Source organism: uncultured Alcanivorax sp. (genome assembly GCF_947258575.1).
Taxonomy (GTDB): Bacteria; Pseudomonadota; Gammaproteobacteria; order Pseudomonadales; family Alcanivoracaceae; genus Alcanivorax.
Genome location: NZ_CAMYIV010000006.1, coordinates 168,967 through 188,027 on the forward strand (window position 1 = coordinate 168,967; position 19,061 = coordinate 188,027).

Genomic DNA, 19,061 nt, shown 5'->3' on the forward strand with positions numbered 1-19,061 from the left:
GATTGCCCTGCCCAGGCGCAATAGTGGAAGCACAGTCAGGGGTTACCCAGGAGGGCCTGCTTGAGGTTGTTTGAGTAGGGTCTCTCTCCGAACCAGATTCGCAGGTAGGCCTTGGCGAAACGATCTCCCTGTTCATCCGTGAGGGGCTCGTCATTGAGCATCAGCTGCAGCTGCTGATCCTGGTAGACCATGGCATAGGTGTCGCCATCGCCAATATCCCGGTAATGGCTGTTGAAACGTTCAAATCGGGGTTTCAGTTGCTCAAAATCGCTGTCGTTGAGGTTTTTCTCCAGAAAGTTCATGGCCGCCTTGGCAAAGGCATCGCCGGGAACCTCACGGTGGTAACTGAATTCCAGTCTCATTGGCGCTGCCAGCAGATCATCGACATTACAGTCCTGACGAAGCAGGCGGGCTTCTCCCACGGTGATAAAGCGCAATGCTTTTACATCGCTGCGGTGGCATAGCTGCCAGTCGCTCGCGTGGGCTGTGTTACCCAGCAGGCAGGCCAGTGAAAGCAGAAGAGGGCGTGTCAGTGATCGCGTAGCCATCGTGTCATCGGTCCTAATAGTGGCAGATGTTGGTCCAGGCCCTGGCTGCTGTCCCAGAAATCCTGGTGGAAGAAAACCTGTCCGTTACGGTTGAACCGTAGCTGGCTGATGCCGATGGTCCGCGACAGGCGCTCTCTGCCCAGCAAGGAGAAGCGTGCTTCCATCACCCAGACCAGATAAACCTGGTTATCGTCGCGGATCACATTAACCGGTTGCAGTGACATCTGACTCAACCGGTCGGCGGTAGCCAGCAGATGCTCCTGAAGCGCATTACGCTCGAGGAGAGTGACCAGGGTGTCATTGAAGTACAGGTCCTCGGCGTAGATCTTATCCACGCTGTCGGCAATCTGATCCCGGTCCAGGGGATTGTAGAAACTGATAAAGCGGGACAGGGTCTCGTCGTCAGGTAGCACAGCATCCTGGGTAGCATCACTGCTGCGCTCAAGGTAATGGTCTGTGTAGCCATAGGGGCCAAGTGGTGCCGTACTGCAGCCTGTTAGCAGCAGCGGCACGAGGAGGACGCTTGTCATCAGTAATGATTTCATCAGTCAACTGTGCCCCCAGGTGGGTGATTCGCCTGTGAAGGAATTTCACAGGCCATTGACGAGTGGTGGCGCACTGTTCGCGAATGAAACGATTACCTGCCCCTTTGATTATCAATTTTGTCGGCTTCCAGCTGTTGTGGGCGGCGGCTGTGTTTGGCGGTGCCAGGGACATGTCCTGGCCGTCCTGGGCTGTGCTGGCAGTGATGCTGGCAGGGCAGTGGTGGTTTGACCCCCGCTGGATCAAGAATACGTCCATGCTGCTATGGGGCCTTGTGCTGTGTCTTTTGCTTGAGCCGATCTGGCTGAGTAGCGGTTTATTGGCTTATACCAGCTGGGATCATCCCTGGCTGGCACCGGGATGGATCTGGGCATTGTGGTTGGGATTTGCCGTGAGCTTTCACTACAGCCTGCGCTGGTTATGTGGCAGGCCCTGGCTGGGTGCCGCCTTTGGCGCCGTAGGTGGTATCTTTTCCGTCACCATGGGCATCAGACTGGGGGCGGCCAGCGCGCCGCTCGACTGGCTGCCGATCGCAGTGACCTATGGTGTGGTCTGGGCGTTGGCGGTGCCGCTGCTGGCCTACGGAGCACAACTCACCGGTGAAAGGGAACATCATCATGCCTGAGATACACTATTTGCTACTCATCGCCCTGCTGATTGTGGCCTCGGTGTTGTGGTTGCAGCAGTTGCAGACTCGTAATGCGGGCTGGGTGGATGTGTTCTGGTCCTGGTCAGTGGGTGTGGTCGGGCTGATTTTTCTGGTGATGGGCAGTGGCGACTCCCTGCCGCGCTGGGTGGCCGGTGCATTGCTGTTGCTCTGGTCCGTGCGCCTGGGCAGCCATATTTTTCGGCGGGTGGCCAGTGAGTCCCACGAAGACGGTCGCTACGCGGCCATGCGCGAAGCCCTGCAGGAAAAAACCCAGCCGGTATTTCTGCTCTTCTACTGGGGCCAGGCTCTGCTGGCATGGGGCTTTGCCCTCACATTCTGGGTGATTGGCAGCCAGCAACACAGTTACGGCATTACGGTCGTCTTGGGCGCCTGTCTTGGCGTACTGGCCATTGCCGGCGAGAGCCTGGCCGACAGGCAGTTGTCGCGCTTCAAGCACAAGCCTGACAGTGCCGGGCGCACTTGCCGTGAGGGGTTGTGGCGCTATTCCCGCCATCCCAATTATTTCTTTGAATGGTTGCACTGGTGCAGCTACCCGCTGATTGCCATTGGCGCCAGTCAGGGGGCCTGGCTGTGGTGTCTGCCGCTGGCCATGTTCGTTTTCCTCTGGTTCGTCACCGGCATTCCTTATACGGAAAAGCAGGCACTGAAATCCCGTGGCGACGATTATCGAGACTATCAGCGCACTACCAGTGCGTTCTTTCCCTGGAGACCCAAATCATGATGATTCAAATGGCGGAGTCCGGCCTGTTGCCGGATGCCCTGGTACGTTTCGGTATCCGGCGTTTGCTGGGAAAGCGGCTTGAACAGGAGCGACAGAAGCACAATCGCGATGACCTGGAAAACGCGCTGAAGCAGGGCCCGGTGGCAGTGGGCCAGAATGAAGCCAACGAGCAGCATTACGAGGTGGATTCGCGTTTTTATGAACAGGTCCTCGGCCCTTATCTGAAGTATTCCAGCGCCTACTGGCCGGACGGGGTTAACGACCTGGCGGAGGCCGAGCGCGCCATGCTGGCGATGACCTGTGAGCGTGCCGAACTGGAAAACGGCCAGGATATCCTGGAAATGGGGTGTGGCTGGGGGTCACTGACCCTGTGGATGGCAGAACACTACCCGGGCAGCCGTATTACCGCCATTTCCAACTCGGCATCCCAGAAAGCCTTCATCATGGGGCGGGCCAAGGAAAAGGGCCTCACCAATGTGCGAGTGATAACGGCAGACGCGTCGTTGTTTCAGCCTGATCAGCCCTTTGACCGGGTCGTCTCCGTGGAGATGTTCGAGCACATGCGCAACCACAGTGCCCTGATGGCACGGATTCATGATTGGTTGAAACCGGGCGGCAAGCTGTTCATTCATGTGTTTTGCCATCTCAATCTGACCTACCTGTTTGAAGACGAGGGCAGCAGCGACTGGATGGCACGGTATTTCTTTACCGGCGGCATGATGCCCTCCTATGACTGGTTGCCCCACTGTGCGGGCAAACTGGAGGAAGAACAGCGCTGGGCCGTTAATGGAACCCATTACGCGCGGACGCTGGAAGGCTGGCTGGAACTGGCGGACCAGAAGCAATCCCGGCTGATCCCCTTGCTGGATGAAGTCTATGGCAAGGGCAACGGCAAGGTATGGCTGCAACGCTGGCGCATGTTTTTCATGGCCTGCGCGGAGTTGTTTGATTATCGTGACGGGGAAGAATGGTTCGTGGCCCATTATCTGTTTTCCCGTCCGGCGAATACTGCCGGCTGAAACCGTTGAGCATCTTGCATGAAGAAAACCGGCGTCCAGCATCGTATAACCCGCGTCTACCTGCTTCAGTTGTTGCTGATCAGTCTGGCTACGGTGCTGGGCGTGTGGGCCACGGCCAACATTATCGAACAGGTTCTGGTGAAGCAGGCACTGATCAAGGAAGCCGAGCACTACTGGACCCTGCTGGATGACAACCCGACGCAACCTCGCCCCAACACGCGTCACCTGCTGGGATTGTTGACCAGCGAAAAGGTCACCGATGACATCCCGCAGGTGCTGCAGTCCTTACCCGACGGTTACCAGCGGGCGGACCTGGCCGGCGAGCGTCCGATCGTTTATCTGGAGCGCAAAGGAGATGCCCGGCTGTATCTGATTTTCGATGAAAAGCGGGTGTCGGTACTGGCCTTTCTGTTTGGCATTTTGCCGCTCACCGGGGTGTTGCTGGTGATCTATATCACCTCGTTTCTGGGCTGGAAAAAATCCCGCGATCTGTTGTCGCCATTAGTGCAGTTGGCTGACCGGCTACGGCACACACCGGTGGAAGACCCCAGTATTGCACGGCCGGATCTCAGTGGTATTGATGCGGATACCGACAGTGAGGTGGCGGTGCTGGTGTCGGCACTGGATGCCTATGCGGACAGGCTGGTGAGCTTTGTGGAGCGCGAACGACAGTTTACCCGTGATGCCAGTCACGAGCTGCGCACGCCACTGGCCGTGTTCCGTGCCAACCTGGAATTGCTGGTCAGCCAGATCGGTGATCGCCCGTTGATCCGCCGCATGGAAGATACCGTGGAGGACATGGAAGCGACGCTGGAAACGTTGCTGATGCTGGCGCGTACGGAGCAGCGTCAGCCCGATAGCGAGGACGTGATCGTCAACGACCTGGCGGTCAACCTGATGGAGCGTCTCAGCCCGCTGGCAGACCGTAAGCAGATTCGCCTGCAAGTACGGCAGACGGCCCTGTTGACGGTCCATAGCCCGGAAGTGGCGCTGACCATTGTGCTAACCAATCTGGTGCGCAATGCCATCAACTACAGCGGCTCTGGCGACGTCACCATCCTGGTGGCGGAAAAGATGGTGCACGTGGTGGATTACGGGGCCGGTATGGATGCGGATGAGTTGGCGCGCATTCTGAAACCGTTCGAACGTGGGCAAAGCCAGGAAGCGGGCCATGGCCTGGGGCTGGCCATCGTGCAACGGCTGTGTGAGCGCTATCACTGGCACTTGATGGTAACCAGTGCCCCTGGTCGCGGTACCGAAGTGGCGATCCGTTTTTCCTAAGGATCAGCCGCTAACCAGCCTTTCCTGATCGATACGCACCAACAATTGCTTGGCATTCAGCGCATCACGGATCCGATCTGCCACGCGGCGGGATTTTTCCTCGTCGGTGTCGGCAAGAAGAATACCGAAACGGTTATTTCCCAGGTGGGCAATGCTGTCCTGTTCGCGAAGCAGTGCGGCCAGGGAGTCGGCAATGGTCAGGCTGTTGCCGTCTTCCGGTGCCTGTAGATAAAGAAGCGATGCCTGCAGACCAAAATCCCGGCAATTGCTGGCCTCCTGTCGACAAATATCCTCCCAGCCCTTACGGCCCGGCAGCCCGGTATCGTCACAGCGGTCCGGGTGTTCCACAAAGGTAGTCAGCCGTTTTTCCCTGGCTTCGCGCACCGCATTGTTGAGCAGGAAACTGATCAGGGCGGCTTCGTGGGTCAGAGAGGGAAGGGCGTTGGCAAGATCGGCCGGCTGGGCCTGCGGGTCCATGGCGCACAGTGTGCCAAACAGGCGGTTGTCACTGTCTACCAGCGGCAAACCGATGTAGGCACCGATATCCAGAGAGTGGTTCAGTGAGGCGAACTGGTCGTCCGGGTCCGTGCTCACATCCGTGGTGATACGGGGTTCACCCACTTCCACCATACGAACACAGTAGCTGTTCTGCCATTGCAGTCGTTCGCCTCGCTGCAGACCGTAATGGCCATCGCGCACTCGTAACAGGATCAAATCTTCACCGCTCAGGCGGGTAATCATCCAGGTGGCCATGCCGAAGCGGTTTTGCAGCTCCGCCAGATGTGCATCAAGCAGGGATTGGCAGGTGGTATAGGTCGGTAGAGGAATCACGTCGGCTGGCATAAAGGCTAGGAATATTGTTATTTTTGCACATTGTCAGGCCCTTGAGGCACACAGTGCAAGCCCTGCGGGACACAGGGCGTTTTCCAGAAGCCAACTATACAGCAGTAGGGCGGTCCGCTTGAATGCTGAAGCCGACACCGGGCAGGGTATTGAGCAACGCATTCTCGAAGGGCTTGTCCACCGCCTTGCGCAGATTGTACAGGTGACTGCGCAGGGCATCGGAGTCCGGCACCAGATCACCCCACAGCTCATGCTCAAGCTGTTCGCGGCTGACAACCCGGGGAGATTCGCGCATCAGGATGCGCAGAATACGGAAGGCGGTGGGAGAAAGCTTCAGTAGCTGGCCATCGCGGCGCACTTCCTGACGGGCCGGGTCCAGTTCCAGATCTGCCACCTGCAAGGTGTTGGCGGTGACTTCCTTGCGCTGGCGGCGAATCAGGGCGGAGACACGGGCTGCCAGTTCCGGCAAGGCAAAGGGCTTGACAATGTAATCGTCACCACCGCGGTCGAAACCTTCCAGCTTGTCTTCCAACTGGTCACGGGCAGTCATGAAGATTACCGGCAGGTCCAGGGCCAGATCCTTGCGCAGGTACTGGCAGAAGCTGTAGCCGTCTTCGCCGGGCAGCATCACATCCAGCAGCATCAGGTCGTAATGATGCTCCTGAACCAGTTCCCGGGCCAGGCTGGTGTTGCCGGCATAGTCCACCGTGGCACCTTCCTGTTCCAGAAATTCCACCACGGTCTGGGCCAGTTGGCGATGGTCTTCCACGAGTATGATGGACAGGTTTTCCACGGGCGCTCTCCTTTTTTTGATTATGGCTATCATCAGGCCCGAGTCGTCAATAACCCGTCAAGGTTCTTCACGTTCGTCGCCGCAGTGGTTTTGTCAGTCAGTGAGCGTTCCGGTGCGGGCAAAGCGCTGCCGGTAGTGGCTTGGCGACAGCCCGGTATGGCGTTTGAACAGGCGCGAAAAACTGCTCACGTCCTGGTAGCCCACCTGTTCTGAGAGCCGTGCCAGGTTGTTGGTGCCTCGCTCCAGCATCTTGCGCGCTGCTTCGATGCGTACCCGCTGCAGGTATTGCAACGGGGGTTCGCCCAGGGTGGTGGTAAAGCGTCGCTGCAGTTGGCGTGGGCTCAGGTGAACCATTTCCGCCAGTTGGCCAAGGCTGGTGCTTTCCTTGTAGTGCTCATGAATCCACGCCTGGATGGTCTGTACCTGGTCGTCCTGGTGATAGCTGTGGGCGGGCAGGCCGGCATAAATACTTTGCAGGTCGTTGCGCACATCAATGACAAAGGCCCTGGCCAGTTCCCGGGCCAGGTCGGCGCCGCAGTAACGCTCTACCAGCAGGATGGTCAGGTCCCGCCAGGCGGTACCGCCGCCGGCGCAGAAGATATTGCCATCGCGGGTAATCAGTTCGCGTTCGTTGAGTTTTACCTGCGGATAGTGATGACGAAACTGCTGGCTGAAGCCCCAGTGGGTGGTGGCGGTCTTGCCGTCCAGCAGACCGGCTTCGGCCAGCAGGAAGGCGCCGGTGCAGTTGCTGGCCAGGTCCGCTCCCCCTTGATGCAGAAAGCGCAGCCAGGGCAGAACGTCCTGTTCCTGGGCCAGTACGGTTTCCAGCTTGCCGCCGATGGTTGGCACGATCACCAGGTCTGCCTGATCCAGTTGTTCCAGGGAGCAGTCCACGGCCATGCGAATGCCGTTGGTACAGCGCACCGGGTTGCCGCCCCGGGAGACAACGCGCACTTCGAACTGCCGGTCCAGCGGCTGGTCGTGGATGCGGTTCCAGGTCACCCCGGTCAGGTTGAACAAATCCACCACCCCGGTAAGGGCAGAGGCAAAAACGCCATCGAAGGCTAATACGGCTACTCGGTACATCGTGTCGTATTCCACCATGAATAAGTCATAGGCGACAATGCCAGACCGGAAGGGGGGATGGCAAGCTGTTCAACCTGAATCCATGGGCAGCCAGGAATTCAGGTTCAAACCAACCGGAGCCAAACCGTGAGTGATGTGATTCTCGATCGTCGTGATCTCAGTTTTCAGCTGTTCGAAGTACTGGACACCGACGCCCTGTTCCAGCGCCCCCGTTTTGCGGAGCACAGCCGGGAGACCATCGAGGCAGCACTGGATACGGCAGAGAAACTGGCCCGGGAAAAGTTCGCCAATCACAACAGCCTGGCGGACAAGAACGAGCCGACCTTTGTGGACGGCAAAGTGGCCATGCTCGGGGAAGTGAAAACCGCCTTCGATGCCTATATCAATGCCGGTTTTCTCTCGTCACGTGCCAGTTTTGAAGAGGGCGGAATGCAGTTGCCGGAAATCGCGGCGGCTGCCTGCAAGGGCATGTTCACCTGCGTGAACCCCAGTTCTACCGCGTACGCCTTTTTGACCGCAGCGGCGGCCAATGTGATCCGCAATTTCGCCAGTGACACGCTGAAATCACAGTTTCTCGAACCGATGATGGCAGGGCGTTTTACCGGCACCATGGCGCTGACCGAGCCCCACGCCGGTTCTTCCCTGGCCGACATTCGCACCCGCGCGGTGCCTCAGGAAGACGGTAGCTATCGCCTCAAGGGCAACAAGATCTACATCTCCGGCGGTGATAACGAGCTGGCGGATAATATTGTTCACCTGGTGCTGGCCAAGATTCCCGGTGGCCCGGAAGGGGTGAAGGGGATCTCCCTGTTTGTGGTGCCCAAATATCGTCTCGATGCGCAGGGCAACCCGGGTGAGCGCAACGACGTGGTGCTGGCCGGTCTGATCCACAAGCTCGGTTACCGTGGCACCACCAGTACCGCGCTGACCTTTGGCGATAACGATGATTGCCATGGCTATTTGGTCGGCGAAGCCCATCAGGGCCTGCGCTACATGTTCCAGATGATGAATGAAGCGCGAGTGGGTGTGGGCTTTGGCGCGGCGGTGCTCGGCTATCGGGGCTATCGCTACGCGCTGGATTACGCTCGCGATCGTTTGCAGGGGCGTCATCCGGACCAGGCGGATTTCAGCAAACCGCAGGTACCCATCATCGAACACGCGGATGTGAAGCGTCTGCTGCTGACCCAGAAAGCCTACGCGGAAGCGGCCATCGCCATGAGCCTGTATGGCTATCGTCTGGTGGATGACATCGAGACCGGTGATGAGGCGGCAGCGAAGGATGCCCATCTGCTTCTGGACCTGCTTACGCCGGTACTGAAAAGCTGGCCCTCGGAGTTCGGTGTCAAAGCCAACGACATGGCCATTCAGGTGTTTGGTGGTGCCGGTTACACCCGTGAATACCCGGTGGAACAGGTGTGGCGTGACAACCGCCTCAATCCCATTCACGAAGGCACCACCGGTGTGCAGGGCATGGACCTGCTGGGCCGCAAGGTGTGGATGGCCAACGGCAAGGGTCTGCAACTGCTGGCCCGGCGGATCCTGGCGGATGTGGAACGCACCACCGATGATCGCTGCCAGCCGTTTGCCCAGGCGCTGAAAGCCATGCTGCCGCGCGTTGAAGCCGCCACGACAGCCGCAGGCAAGCTGATGGCGGAGCAGGGGCCGCGCATGGCGCTATCCAACGCCAATGCGTACCTGCAACTGATGGGGCATACCGTGGCCGCCTGGATGTGGTTGCGCCAGGCCAATGCGGCAGCGGCACTGGATGCCCCTGAAGATACGGATTTTGCTCACGGTAAATTGCAGGCAGCGCAGTACTTTTTCCACTGGGAGTTGCCCCGCGTGGAACTGGACGCGCAACGGCTGATTGATGCCGACGATACCTTTATCAACATGGACAATCGCTGGTTCTGATTGCGCAACATTGTGTGCCTATCGTCATCAGGCTCGGGACCTGCCTCGGCAGGAATAGCTATGACGGTATTTTCAAGCCTCCTCTGTGGAGGCTTTTTTTTGCTTTTTTGTCAGGGAGTCTCTGAAAAATTCTTTTACCCTGGGGCGTCCTTCTGGATGAAATAACCTTAATCCAGAATCGCTGACTGCCACCGCTAATTGCGTAGGGTGCACTGAGCCTAAGGCGAACTGCACCATCAAACGCCGGAACGGTGCAGTTCGCCTTAGGCTCAGTGCACCCTACGTTTCGAGAAGCTACGGGGTTTGCGACCATAAAAAAGCCCGGCAATGCCGAGCTCTTTTCGCTGTTAACTATTAATTGTTAACTATTCACTGCCTTTTTCACTCTTCCCACTTGCGCAGTACCAGGCTGGCATTGGTGCCACCAAAACCGAAGCTGTTGCTCAGCACGGTGGTCGGGCCGCTATCCTTGCCCTGCACCAGAATCGGCAGTCCGTCGGCCTTTTCATCCAGGGTTTCGATATTGGCGCTCAGGGCGGTGAAGTCATGCTGCATCATCAGCAGGCTGTAGATGGCTTCGTGAACCCCGGCGGCGCCCAGGCTGTGACCGGACAGGCTCTTGGTGGAGCCGATGTCAGGGCAATTGTCGCCGAACACTTCACGAATGGCTTTCAACTCTGCCACATCCCCCACCGGGGTGCTGGTGCCGTGGGCATTAATGTAATCCACGTTACCATCCATGGTGGCCAGTGCCTGGCGCATGCAGCGCGCGGCGCCTTCGCCATTGGGCGCGACCATGTCATGGCCATCACTGGTGGCGCCATAGCCGATCACTTCGGCATAAATTTTTGCGCCACGGGCTTTGGCGTGTTCCAGCTCTTCAACGACGACCATGCCGCCACCGCCTGCAATGACAAAGCCATCACGGTTGGCATCGTACGCCCGGGAGGCGGTTTGCGGTGTGTCGTTGTACTTGCTGGACAAGGCGCCCATGCCGTCGAACAGACAGCTCAGGGTCCAATGCTCTTCTTCACCGCCGCCGGCAAACACTACATCCTGTTTGCCCAGTTGAATCTGTTCCACCGCGTTACCAATACAGTGGGCGCTGGTGGCGCAGGCTGATGCAATGGAGTAGTTGATACCCTTGATCTTGAACGGCGTGGCCAGGCAAGCAGAAACGGTGGAGGCCATCACCCGGGGCACCATGTAGGGGCCAACGCGTTTTACGCCGCGATTGCGGGCAATGTCGGCAGCTTCCACCTGATTAAAGGAGGAGTGGCCACCGGAGCCAGCGACCAGACCGGTTCGCTCGTGACTGACCTGATCTTCTTCCAGGCCCGCATCGGTGATCGCCTGTTGCATGGCGATGTAGGCATAGGCCGCTGCATCACCCATGAAACGGCGGGGTTTGCGGTCGATGAAGTCTTCCAGTGCGATTTCCGGGGTGCCGGCAACGTGGCTGCGCATGCCCAGCTCTTTGTAGTCTTCCTTGAAGCGAATGCCGGAACGGCCCTCGCGCAAGGACCGGGTGACGCTATCGGTATCGTTGCCCAGGCAGGAGACAATGCCCATTCCTGTGATGACTACGCGGCGCATGATTGGCTCCTAAAATCCGTCGGTGGAAGTGAACAGGCCTACGCGCAGGTCTTCGGCAAGGTAGATCTCCTTGCCGTCCACGCTCACCGTTGCATCGGCGATGCCCAGAATCAGCTTGCGGGAAATGACCCGTTTCACGTCCAGTTTGTACGTTACCTTCTTGGCCGTTGGCAGAATCTGCCCGGAGAATTTCACACTCCCCACGCCCAGGGCGCGGCCGCGGCCCGGGTGGCCGAGCCAGCCCAGCAAAAAGCCCAGCAGTTGCCAGGTGGCATCCAGGCCCAGGCAGCCGGGCATTACCGGATCACTTTCGAAGTGGCATTCGAAAAACCACAAGTCCGGGCGAATATCCAGCTCGGCGATAATTTCGCCTTTACCGTACTTGCCGCCCTGATCACTGATATGGGTGATACGATCCATCATCAGCATGTTGGGCAGGGGCAGGCGGGCATTGCCGGGCCCGAAAAGCTCGCCGTGTGCGCAGGCAAGCAGGTCCTCGCGTTCGTAGGAGGATTTCTGTTCTGTTGTAGTGCTCAAAGTCTTACTCCGTGAAGGCCCGATGGCACATTCCGAGTATATGGATGATTTATGACGTTTTATCTTCACCGTTATGACGATCCTACGGTGTCATGATCGAACGCATACTAGCAAAGCCAAGTGAAAGCATACGAATAGCAAGCGTCTCAAAATATGTCGAAAGGATGGCTTTACCGAAAATGACCGATGAACGGACAATAAAGACCCTTGTCTATGATCTGTGACAATCAATTGCGGCTCGGGAACGGCTGAAATTCATTATATGTGGTTCAGCCACTCCCCCCACGCCACGGACTTGCAATTGCCGGACCATGTACCGATGCTATGCGCGCCGGACCGCGCGTAACGGCGGTTTGACAGGCATCGGACAGTAAAAAGCGGATTGAGGAGCTCTCGTGGCGGCAGAAATCGGGCATCTATCCCTGTGGTTGGCACTGGCTGCAGCCCTGTGTTTATCAGTATTCCCGTTGATCGGGGTGCATCGTAACATTCTTGCCCTGCAATGGTATGCCCGCCCGCTGGCCTGGGTGCAGTGGCTGGCACTGACCCTTTCCATGGTCTGCCTGGGCTACAGCTTCTACATTAACGACTTCTCTGTGGCCTATGTGGCCAATCACAGCAACTCCGCGTTGCCGCTGGCCTATCGGCTGTCCGCCATATGGGGTGGGCACGAGGGCTCGCTGCTGCTGTGGGGCTGGATGCTGGGCGGCTGGGCGGCCATGGTCGGGGTGTTGAGTCGCAGCGTTCCCCTGCACATGGTGGCCCGGGTGTTGTCCGTGATGGGCATGATCTCGGTGGGCTTTCTGTTGTTCATGCTGCTCACATCCAATCCCTTCGATCGAATCTTGCCCTGGTTCCCGCTGGACGGGGCGGATCTGAATCCGCTGTTGCAGGACCCGGGCCTGATCATTCACCCGCCCATGCTGTACATGGGTTATGTGGGCTTTTCTGTGGCCTTTGCTTTTGCCGTGGCCGGTCTGCTGGCAGGCAATATGGACCCGGCCTGGGCGCGTTGGGCCCGGCCCTGGACCACCGTCGCCTGGAGCTTTCTCACCGTGGGTATCGCCCTGGGCTCCTGGTGGGCCTACTACGAGCTGGGCTGGGGCGGCTGGTGGTTCTGGGATCCAGTGGAGAATGCCTCGTTGTTGCCCTGGCTGGCGGGCACTGCCCTGATCCATTCCCTGGCGGTAACGGAAAAACGCAACATGTTCCGGGCCTGGACCGTGCTGCTGGCCATCATCGCTTTCTCACTGAGCCTGCTGGGTACCTTCCTGGTTCGTTCCGGGGTGCTGACCTCGGTCCATGCCTTCGCCAATGATCCGGAGCGGGGCACCTTTATTCTGGCTTTCCTGAGCGTGGTGGCTGGCGGCGCACTGACCCTGTTTGCGTTTCGTTCCTCCGCCCTGACCAACAACAAGGGTTTCAAGCCGGTGTCCCGGGAAGCCTTCTTGCTGGGCAACAATCTGATTCTCCTCACTGCTACCTTTGTGGTGCTGGTGGGCACCGTGGCCCCGCTGTTCTTCGAGGCCATGGACCTGAAAATCTCCATCCGCAGTCCGTACTTCAACGGGTTCTTTGTGCCACTGACGCTGGTACTGATCCTGTTGATGGTGCCGGGGGTATTCAGTAACTGGAAGCGTCAGGATGGCAACGGCCTGCTCAAGCGCATGGCACTGTTGGCCCCGGCGGCGATCATTGCCGGCTGGTTTGCCGCGCGGCTCCCCGAGCCATCCCCGTGGCAGGGCGTGTTGGCGATCATGCTGGCCCTGTTCCTGGTGTTTGCTCATATGGATGACGTGGTGCGTCGGGCCCGAGCCTATAACCAGGGTTTCCTCAATGGCCTGGGCAAGCTGGGTCGTGGTTACTGGGGCATGGTCATGGCTCACTGTGGCCTGGCGGTGATGGTGGCAGGTATTACCCTGGTGAGTTTCCACGAAGTGGAAAGGGATATTCGTATGGCGCCCGGGGATCAGGCATCCATCGGTGACTATGCGTTTGTTTTTGACAGCCTGGACAGTTATGTCGGTCCCAACTTCGACTCTACCCGTGGCCACTTTCATGTGACCTATCAGGGAGAGCCGGAAGCGGTCATGCATCCGGAAAAACGTACCTATCACGCCAGCGGCCAGATCATGACGGAAGCTGCCATCGATGCCGGCTTCTGGCGCGACCTTTATGTCGCCATGGGCGAACCGCTGGAAGACGGCAACGCCTGGGCCGTGCGTATCTATTTCAAACCGGGTATTCGCTGGATCTGGCTGGGTGCGCTGATGATGGCGATGGGTGGTGCCGTAGCACTGTCTGACAAGCGCTACCGTCGTCAGCGATTTGCGAACAGCGAAGAAGGAGTGTCCCATGAAAGCTAATTCTCCCTGGGTATTCCTGCCGCTGGTCGGCTTTGTGTTGCTGGCGTTGCTGCTGGCCAGTGGTCTGGGGCGCGATCCGCAGGAATTGCCATCGGCCCTGGTGGGCAAACCGGTACCAACCTTCAGTCTGCCGTCGCTGATGACCGACGAAACCCTCACCCAGGACTCTCTGAAAGGTCGCTGGCAGTTGCTCAACGTCTGGGCTACCTGGTGCCCCACCTGCTATGTAGAGCATCCCTTTCTGCTGGAACTGGCCGCCCGCGGCGTTGCCATTGCCGGCCTGAACTACAAGGATGAAAGTGCACCGGCCCGCCAGTATCTGGCGGAACAGGGCAACCCCTTTACCCATGTGATCGTGGATGCCGATGGCCAGCTGGGTCTGGACCTGGGGGTTTACGGCGCCCCGGAAACTTTCCTGATCAACCCGGACGGCGAGATCGTGTTGCGCCATGCCGGCGACCTGAATGCGCGCGTCTGGCAGGAAAAGTTTGCTCCCTTGCTTGAGCAAAGCACGCAGGAGGGCGGAGCATGACCATGATCCTGCGTACCGTGTTTCTGCTTTGCCTTTCCCTGTCGGCAATGGCCGCTACCGACCTCTATGAGTTTGAGACTCCCGAACAGGAACAGCGTTTTCGCGTATTGCTGGATGAGCTGCGTTGTCCCAAATGTCAGAACCAGAGCCTGGCCGATTCCGATGCCGGCATTGCCCAGGACATGCGCGTTCGGGTAGAGAGCATGATCAAGGAAGGCAAAAGCGATGAAGAAATTGTCGATTATTTTGTCTCCCGCTATGGCGACTTTGTCAGCTACCGCCCACCAGTAACGCCCACCACTTCCATTCTCTGGCTGGCGCCATTGTTATTACTGGGCAGTGGCGCTGTGGTCATCGTGCTTCTGCTGCGCCGTGCCAGCGCCCGAGTGGATGACAATGATGCCGCTGATGAGAGCGACGTTAACCATGGGGGAGACCGGTAATGATGTGGATTGTGATTGCGCTGGTTCTGCTACTGGCCCTGGGTGTCTTGTTATGGCTGTTGTGGCAGCGCGAAGCCCGCAAGGCGGGCAAGGTGATGCGGGGCGCCATTGGCATTCCCCTGATCATGCTGGTACTGGCCGCCGCCGGGTATGGTCTGGTTGGCTACAATGAACATACCAGTGAATGGCTCAACGACCAGCAGGAATATCGGTCAGTGGCCCGAGCCATTATCGCTGGCGAGTCGCCGGAGCGGGCGGCGTCAGAGGTTCCTGTCGGCGCCCTGGTGCGTGTATTGCAGGCGGAGCTGGTGAAGAACCCGTCAGCCATGGGTTGGTATGCACTGGGTTCGCTGTACGATCAGCTCGGCGCGCCTGAGCAGAGCGAAGAGGCGGCCCGCAAGGCGGTGGCGAAGAGCCCGCAGGAACCGGCCATGCATCTGTTGCTGGCCCGGGCGCTGATCCAGAAAGCCGGTGGCAAATTAACCGACCCGGCCCTGGCCGAACTGCGCTGGGTACTGGATAGGGAGCCGACACACGATGGCGCCTGGATGATGCTGGCCATGTCTGCGGACCGGGCCGGGCGCTATGACCTGGCCGAGCAGGGCTGGCAAGCGCTGTTATCCCGGCACAGTCAGGGTGAAACCGGCGACCTGCTGCGTCGCGGCCTGGAAAATGCCCGTGAACAAAAGGCCCGCCAGGAAAAATTTGCCGGTATCCAGGCCGTCGTCACGGCGGAGGACCTGCCCGCGGGGGGCACTGTGTTTGTCTATCTCCGCGAGGCCGGCAGTAGCGGCCAGCCTCTCGCTGCCCGTCGCCAGGTGGTGCCCCATTTTCCCGCCACCGTGTCGTTGTCCGCCCAGGACTGGCTGCAACGCTATCCGGATGACAATGCGGCGCTGGTCATTGGTGCCCGCTACACCCCGGCGCCCGGTGGCGCAGTGGACCAGGCTGCCATCATGGCCCCGGTCAAACCCCTGGAACTGCCCCAGGGCGGCCCGGCCGTCCTGGTTCTCGAACGCCCCTGATCCCGCCAACTCCCCGGGGTGCTACCAAGGTAGCACCCTCCTATTACTTGTGAAGAACCGGGCCTCAGGGTAAAGTTGCACCCCTTCGGAGGCCCCTGAGTGGCCCAAACGGAAGGTTCTGCAACAATATTCGCGTCGTCAAAGTGCCCAGCTCTGCATGGAAACGCCTGAATCAGGTCTCTGATTCAGCGCTTTATTGCCTTGATGTGAGCGCTCCTGGCCGGCTCCCTTTGTGGCAGAGCATTTCACTTGGCCTTCTGATGCCTTTTCGACCACAGAAAGATGGAGAATCCTATGCGTGTCATCCTGCTTGGTGCCCCCGGTGCGGGCAAGGGCACCCAGGCGCAGTTCATCAAGGAACAGTTCAATATTCCTCAGATTTCCACCGGTGACATGCTGCGCGCTGCTGTTAAAGCAGGCACTCCCCTGGGTTTGGAAGCCAAGAAAGTGATGGATGCTGGCGGTCTGGTATCCGATGACATCATTCTGGGCCTGGTCAAAGAGCGTATCAGCGAAGACGACTGCGCCAACGGTTTTCTGTTCGACGGCTTCCCCCGCACCATTCCCCAGGCGCAAGCGCTGGTGGAGCAGGGTGTGGATATCGACTTCGTGGTCGAAATCGATGTGGACGATGAAGAGATTATCGAGCGCCTGAGCGGTCGTCGTGTGCATCCGTCTTCCGGCCGGGTTTACCACGTGAAATACAATCCGCCGAAAGAAGCCGACAAGGACGATGAAACCGGTGAAGAGCTGGTTCAGCGTGATGACGATAAGGAAGAGACCGTTCGCAAACGTCTCGAGGTATATCAGTCCCAGACCCGCCCGCTGGTAGATTTCTATCAGGACCTGGCGAAAAAGGACGATGCCAAGGCGCCCCGCTATGTGCGTGTGGCCGGTGTTGGCTCGGTGGATGATATCCGCAATCGCGTGCTGGAAGCTCTGCAAGCCTGAGCCTCTGCACAACAGCGATAAAGAGAAAGGGAAGCCACTGGCTTCCCTTTTTTTGTGCTGAATTCGCTGGCGGGGCGCCAATATCTGTTTCAGCAGGCGTTCAGCCTCCCTGGCAGCGCCAGGGAGCGCTTGAAAGGCTCTGAGCATTCCCTGGCATCGCGCCGCCTCAGGGCAGCGTTACACCCTTCCTTGGCGATGCAAACAACGCTTTGCGGTAGCAAGAGGTTTTCTTCTTTGCCGAGAGTTGTGCCGGCTCGTCGCTCTCAGCGGTTGTCTGGCGACATAAATTGCATAATTTCGAGGTTCTGCGAAGGGGGATGCCGGCTCTCCAGCCACCTGGTGAGCCAGTGATTTTTTGCCAGCCGTCACTCGGCCTTGCCGATCTCGTCGTCTCTTCTTCCTTGCGTTGCTTCTTTCTCGTTCTGTTAAACGACGGCCATGCCTGACACGTTGCCTGCGCTTTCTGATTTTCTGAAAGGTAACGCGCAGGGGAGGGCGAAAGTGTGGCGGTTACCCTCTTGATGGCTGCGACGATGACTGGGACACGCACGATCCGCTAATGCCGCTTGACCCTATGCGCGGATTTCCCTGATCTGTGGGGACGACGTTGTTATCGGTGTGTGCCCTCAGCGGTCATGACGGGGCGCCCATTTTGGTGCAGTGTTTCTCAAGCACAGTGTGTCTTTAACAAGGCCCGAAAATGTAACGTTTCTACACAGGAAAGCCGTGCATGGAGTTGTGGTGTCGCCTTGGGTGGAGTCGTTGTTGTTCTGGCATTGGCGGATGTTCGTTCTCTTTTGGGGGGCTTTGCCATGCAATCGAGACAGCGCTTCGTGCGCCAGCCGCCTCTGCCGATTGATGATTTTTTCTATGTGATGGTGCCGGGTTTTATTTAACAAAAGTGCGTAAATCAGCAGGAAAAATATTCCTTTGGGGTTTTTAGGCTGGCTCATCAGCCTGTCAGAACCCCCGCTGAAAATGTTTTTGCAGAAACAGAAAAGGAATCAGAAAAGGGGCATGGATAAATCGAGAGCATGGAAAATGAAAAAAACAAAAACGAATTGGTCAAATAATGTACCAACTGATTTTTTTTTATGCTATTTTTCGAATTGTCGCAGTACTGATGACAACGCCATAGCTTAGGAGATCAATCATGGCTCGAGCAAAGAAAGCCGCCGCGAAAAAAACTGCGGCGCGCAAGCCCGCAGCAAAGAAGGCTACCGCTGCAAAAGCACCGGCTCTGCCAAAGTCCGTCACTAACGCTGAATCCAAGGTAAAACTGCAACAGAAAGCCGTGGATCAGGCGCAGAAAAAAGCCGAACAGACTCAGGCGAAACTGGACAAGCACCGCGCCAAGATCGATACCGAGAATGGCAAGCTGTCCAAAATGCGTGCTGATGTTGCCGCCAAACGTGACAAAGCGAAGGCCACTCCGACTGCCGCCGCCAAGCGTGCAGTGGATACGGCACGCGGTCGCATGAATACCGTTCGTTTGAAACTGCAGGATCTGCGTGGTGAAGCCAAGCTGATTCGTGCAGAAATCCAGGCGGCCAAGAAAGTGGTCACTCGTGAGGTGAAAAAATTCCGCACCGCCGAGCGCAACCTGAAGACCAAGCTGCGTGAACACGAGCGTAAGCTGGCGAAAAAAGCCAAGGCCGAGCAGAAGAAAGCCGAGCAGAAAGCCAAGGCTGCTGCCAAGAAAGCCGCGGCTAAAGCCAAGCGCGCCGTAAAGAAAAAAACCACCCCTCGCAAGAAAGCGGCCACTCGCAAAGCGCCGGCCAAGAAAGCGGCCACCCGTAAGGCTCCTGCCAAGAAAGCCGCAGCCAAGCGCAAGCCAGCCACCAAGAAAGCCGCCGCTCGCAAGAGCCCGGCCAAGAAAAAAGCGGCAGCCAAGCGTCCAGCCGCCAAAAAATCGTCCTGATCCCACGATCCGGACTGATTTAAAAAGGCCCCGCAATCGCGGGGCTTTTTTTATGGCCGCAAACGCAAAACCCCGCGTCTTTCTAAAACGTAGGGTGCACTGAGCCTGGGGCGAACTGCACCATCAACCGCCCGATCGGTGCAGTTCGCCTTAGGCTCAGTGCACCCTACGCAACCGGTGGCGGTCAGGAGCCGCTACCGGGCTCCTTGTCCTGAATCACCGCAAAAACTCCCTGATTTCTGTCCCTGGCATAACAACCTTCACTGATTCGC

At 58.3% G+C, this 19,061-nt stretch carries 19 protein-coding genes; 12 read left to right on the plus strand and 7 right to left on the minus strand.

Features of this window, described 5'->3' with window-relative positions; all coding sequences use genetic code 11:
• Positions 1–35: 35 nt before the first annotated feature.
• Both Q0Y02_RS07340 and Q0Y02_RS07345 read right to left on the minus strand, forming a co-directional pair.
• Positions 36–548: a chalcone isomerase family protein gene (locus Q0Y02_RS07340; RefSeq protein WP_272974460.1), complete on the minus strand. Its 513-nt coding sequence runs from the start codon at positions 546–548 to the stop codon at positions 36–38.
• Positions 530–1,078, minus strand: a complete 549-nt coding sequence (locus Q0Y02_RS07345) for a nuclear transport factor 2 family protein (RefSeq protein ID WP_272974459.1) — start codon at positions 1,076–1,078, stop codon at positions 530–532. The genes Q0Y02_RS07340 and Q0Y02_RS07345 overlap by 19 nt, the downstream gene beginning before the upstream one ends.
• 98 nt (positions 1,079–1,176) lie before the next feature.
• On the opposite strand from Q0Y02_RS07345, the gene Q0Y02_RS07350 reads away from it, so the two are divergent.
• Genes Q0Y02_RS07350 through Q0Y02_RS07365 form a run of 4 tightly spaced genes read left to right on the plus strand, consistent with a single transcriptional unit; the run spans position 1,177 to position 4,782 of the window.
• Positions 1,177–1,716 (plus strand): DUF2878 domain-containing protein, encoded by a 540-nt coding sequence (locus tag Q0Y02_RS07350; protein ID WP_272974458.1) that lies wholly within the window; start codon positions 1,177–1,179, stop codon positions 1,714–1,716.
• Positions 1,709–2,482: a DUF1295 domain-containing protein gene (locus Q0Y02_RS07355; protein ID WP_297766566.1), complete on the plus strand. Its 774-nt coding sequence runs from the start codon at positions 1,709–1,711 to the stop codon at positions 2,480–2,482. Before Q0Y02_RS07350 ends, Q0Y02_RS07355 begins: the two co-directional genes overlap by 8 nt.
• Positions 2,479–3,501: a cyclopropane-fatty-acyl-phospholipid synthase family protein gene (locus tag Q0Y02_RS07360; protein ID WP_297766569.1), complete on the plus strand. Its 1,023-nt coding sequence runs from the start codon at positions 2,479–2,481 to the stop codon at positions 3,499–3,501. Before Q0Y02_RS07355 ends, Q0Y02_RS07360 begins: the two co-directional genes overlap by 4 nt.
• An 18-nt stretch (positions 3,502–3,519) precedes the next feature.
• The gene (locus Q0Y02_RS07365; protein WP_297766572.1) at positions 3,520–4,782 is read left to right on the plus strand and encodes a HAMP domain-containing sensor histidine kinase; all 1,263 of its coding nucleotides are present in this window, start codon (positions 3,520–3,522) and stop codon (positions 4,780–4,782) included.
• A 3-nt stretch (positions 4,783–4,785) separates the two neighbouring features.
• Here the strand turns inward: Q0Y02_RS07365 and Q0Y02_RS07370 are convergent, their stop codons facing one another.
• The 3 genes from Q0Y02_RS07370 to Q0Y02_RS07380 form a co-directional block, all read right to left on the minus strand.
• Positions 4,786–5,625 (minus strand): GAF domain-containing protein, encoded by an 840-nt coding sequence (locus tag Q0Y02_RS07370; RefSeq protein ID WP_272974454.1) that lies wholly within the window; start codon positions 5,623–5,625, stop codon positions 4,786–4,788.
• A 94-nt stretch (positions 5,626–5,719) separates the two neighbouring features.
• Positions 5,720–6,409: a response regulator transcription factor gene (locus tag Q0Y02_RS07375; RefSeq protein ID WP_272974462.1), complete on the minus strand. Its 690-nt coding sequence runs from the start codon at positions 6,407–6,409 to the stop codon at positions 5,720–5,722.
• Between the two features lie 102 nt (positions 6,410–6,511).
• Entirely contained in the window at positions 6,512–7,504 is a 993-nt protein-coding gene (locus tag Q0Y02_RS07380) for a helix-turn-helix domain-containing protein (protein ID WP_297766580.1), read from the minus strand.
• Between the two features lie 126 nt (positions 7,505–7,630).
• Here Q0Y02_RS07380 and Q0Y02_RS07385 point away from each other — a divergent pair, with 126 nt between their 5' ends.
• Entirely contained in the window at positions 7,631–9,418 is a 1,788-nt protein-coding gene (locus tag Q0Y02_RS07385; protein WP_297766583.1) for an acyl-CoA dehydrogenase, read from the plus strand.
• A gap of 381 nt (positions 9,419–9,799) precedes the next feature.
• Here the strand turns inward: Q0Y02_RS07385 and fabB are convergent, their stop codons facing one another.
• Entirely contained in the window at positions 9,800–11,014 is a 1,215-nt protein-coding gene (fabB, locus tag Q0Y02_RS07390; protein ID WP_297766585.1) for a beta-ketoacyl-ACP synthase I, read from the minus strand.
• A 9-nt stretch (positions 11,015–11,023) separates the two neighbouring features.
• On the minus strand, positions 11,024–11,551 hold the full coding sequence (gene fabA / locus Q0Y02_RS07395; protein ID WP_272974742.1) for a 3-hydroxyacyl-[acyl-carrier-protein] dehydratase FabA: 528 nt from the start codon (positions 11,549–11,551) through the stop codon (positions 11,024–11,026).
• Between the two features lie 395 nt (positions 11,552–11,946).
• Between fabA and Q0Y02_RS07400 the strand changes: the two genes are divergently transcribed.
• The 7 genes from Q0Y02_RS07400 to Q0Y02_RS07430 all read left to right on the plus strand — a co-directional run bounded on the left by Q0Y02_RS07400 (position 11,947) and on the right by Q0Y02_RS07430 (position 18,789).
• Positions 11,947–13,917 (plus strand): heme lyase CcmF/NrfE family subunit, encoded by a 1,971-nt coding sequence (locus tag Q0Y02_RS07400; protein WP_297766589.1) that lies wholly within the window; start codon positions 11,947–11,949, stop codon positions 13,915–13,917.
• Positions 13,907–14,449 (plus strand): DsbE family thiol:disulfide interchange protein, encoded by a 543-nt coding sequence (locus Q0Y02_RS07405; protein ID WP_297766592.1) that lies wholly within the window; start codon positions 13,907–13,909, stop codon positions 14,447–14,449. Before Q0Y02_RS07400 ends, Q0Y02_RS07405 begins: the two co-directional genes overlap by 11 nt.
• Positions 14,446–14,892: a cytochrome c-type biogenesis protein gene (locus Q0Y02_RS07410; protein WP_297766595.1), complete on the plus strand. Its 447-nt coding sequence runs from the start codon at positions 14,446–14,448 to the stop codon at positions 14,890–14,892. Before Q0Y02_RS07405 ends, Q0Y02_RS07410 begins: the two co-directional genes overlap by 4 nt.
• On the plus strand, positions 14,892–15,917 hold the full coding sequence (locus Q0Y02_RS07415) for a tetratricopeptide repeat protein (protein WP_297766598.1): 1,026 nt from the start codon (positions 14,892–14,894) through the stop codon (positions 15,915–15,917). The genes Q0Y02_RS07410 and Q0Y02_RS07415 overlap by 1 nt, the downstream gene beginning before the upstream one ends.
• Before the next feature lie 294 nt (positions 15,918–16,211).
• Positions 16,212–16,868 carry an adenylate kinase gene (gene adk / locus Q0Y02_RS07420; RefSeq protein WP_297766601.1) on the plus strand — a complete coding sequence of 219 codons (657 nt, stop codon included), beginning with the start codon at positions 16,212–16,214 and terminating at the stop codon, positions 16,866–16,868.
• A 749-nt stretch (positions 16,869–17,617) separates the two neighbouring features.
• Positions 17,618–17,764 (plus strand): hypothetical protein, encoded by a 147-nt coding sequence (locus Q0Y02_RS07425; protein ID WP_297766604.1) that lies wholly within the window; start codon positions 17,618–17,620, stop codon positions 17,762–17,764.
• Positions 17,765–18,021: 257 nt separating this feature from the next.
• Positions 18,022–18,789, plus strand: a complete 768-nt coding sequence (locus Q0Y02_RS07430) for a hypothetical protein (RefSeq protein ID WP_297766607.1) — start codon at positions 18,022–18,024, stop codon at positions 18,787–18,789.
• The last annotated feature ends 272 nt before the right edge of the window (positions 18,790–19,061 follow it).

What these genes read in the sequence shown, in the direction of transcription:
- Q0Y02_RS07340 (WP_272974460.1), bottom strand. Translation starts at nt 548, where the DNA reads ATGGCTACGCGATCACTGACACGCCCTCTTCTGCTTTCACTGGCCTGC.
- Q0Y02_RS07345 (WP_272974459.1), bottom strand. Translation starts at nt 1,078, where the DNA reads ATGACAAGCGTCCTCCTCGTGCCGCTGCTGCTAACAGGCTGCAGTACG.
- Q0Y02_RS07350 (WP_272974458.1), top strand. Translation starts at nt 1,177, where the DNA reads ATGAAACGATTACCTGCCCCTTTGATTATCAATTTTGTCGGCTTCCAG.
- Q0Y02_RS07355 (WP_297766566.1), top strand. Translation starts at nt 1,709, where the DNA reads ATGCCTGAGATACACTATTTGCTACTCATCGCCCTGCTGATTGTGGCC.
- Q0Y02_RS07360 (WP_297766569.1), top strand. Translation starts at nt 2,479, where the DNA reads ATGATGATTCAAATGGCGGAGTCCGGCCTGTTGCCGGATGCCCTGGTA.
- Q0Y02_RS07365 (WP_297766572.1), top strand. Translation starts at nt 3,520, where the DNA reads ATGAAGAAAACCGGCGTCCAGCATCGTATAACCCGCGTCTACCTGCTT.
- Q0Y02_RS07370 (WP_272974454.1), bottom strand. Translation starts at nt 5,625, where the DNA reads ATGCCAGCCGACGTGATTCCTCTACCGACCTATACCACCTGCCAATCC.
- Q0Y02_RS07380 (WP_297766580.1), bottom strand. Translation starts at nt 7,504, where the DNA reads ATGTACCGAGTAGCCGTATTAGCCTTCGATGGCGTTTTTGCCTCTGCC.
- fabB (WP_297766585.1), bottom strand. Translation starts at nt 11,014, where the DNA reads ATGCGCCGCGTAGTCATCACAGGAATGGGCATTGTCTCCTGCCTGGGC.
- Q0Y02_RS07405 (WP_297766592.1), top strand. Translation starts at nt 13,907, where the DNA reads ATGAAAGCTAATTCTCCCTGGGTATTCCTGCCGCTGGTCGGCTTTGTG.
- Q0Y02_RS07410 (WP_297766595.1), top strand. Translation starts at nt 14,446, where the DNA reads ATGACCATGATCCTGCGTACCGTGTTTCTGCTTTGCCTTTCCCTGTCG.
- Q0Y02_RS07415 (WP_297766598.1), top strand. Translation starts at nt 14,892, where the DNA reads ATGATGTGGATTGTGATTGCGCTGGTTCTGCTACTGGCCCTGGGTGTC.
- adk (WP_297766601.1), top strand. Translation starts at nt 16,212, where the DNA reads ATGCGTGTCATCCTGCTTGGTGCCCCCGGTGCGGGCAAGGGCACCCAG.
- Q0Y02_RS07430 (WP_297766607.1), top strand. Translation starts at nt 18,022, where the DNA reads ATGGCTCGAGCAAAGAAAGCCGCCGCGAAAAAAACTGCGGCGCGCAAG.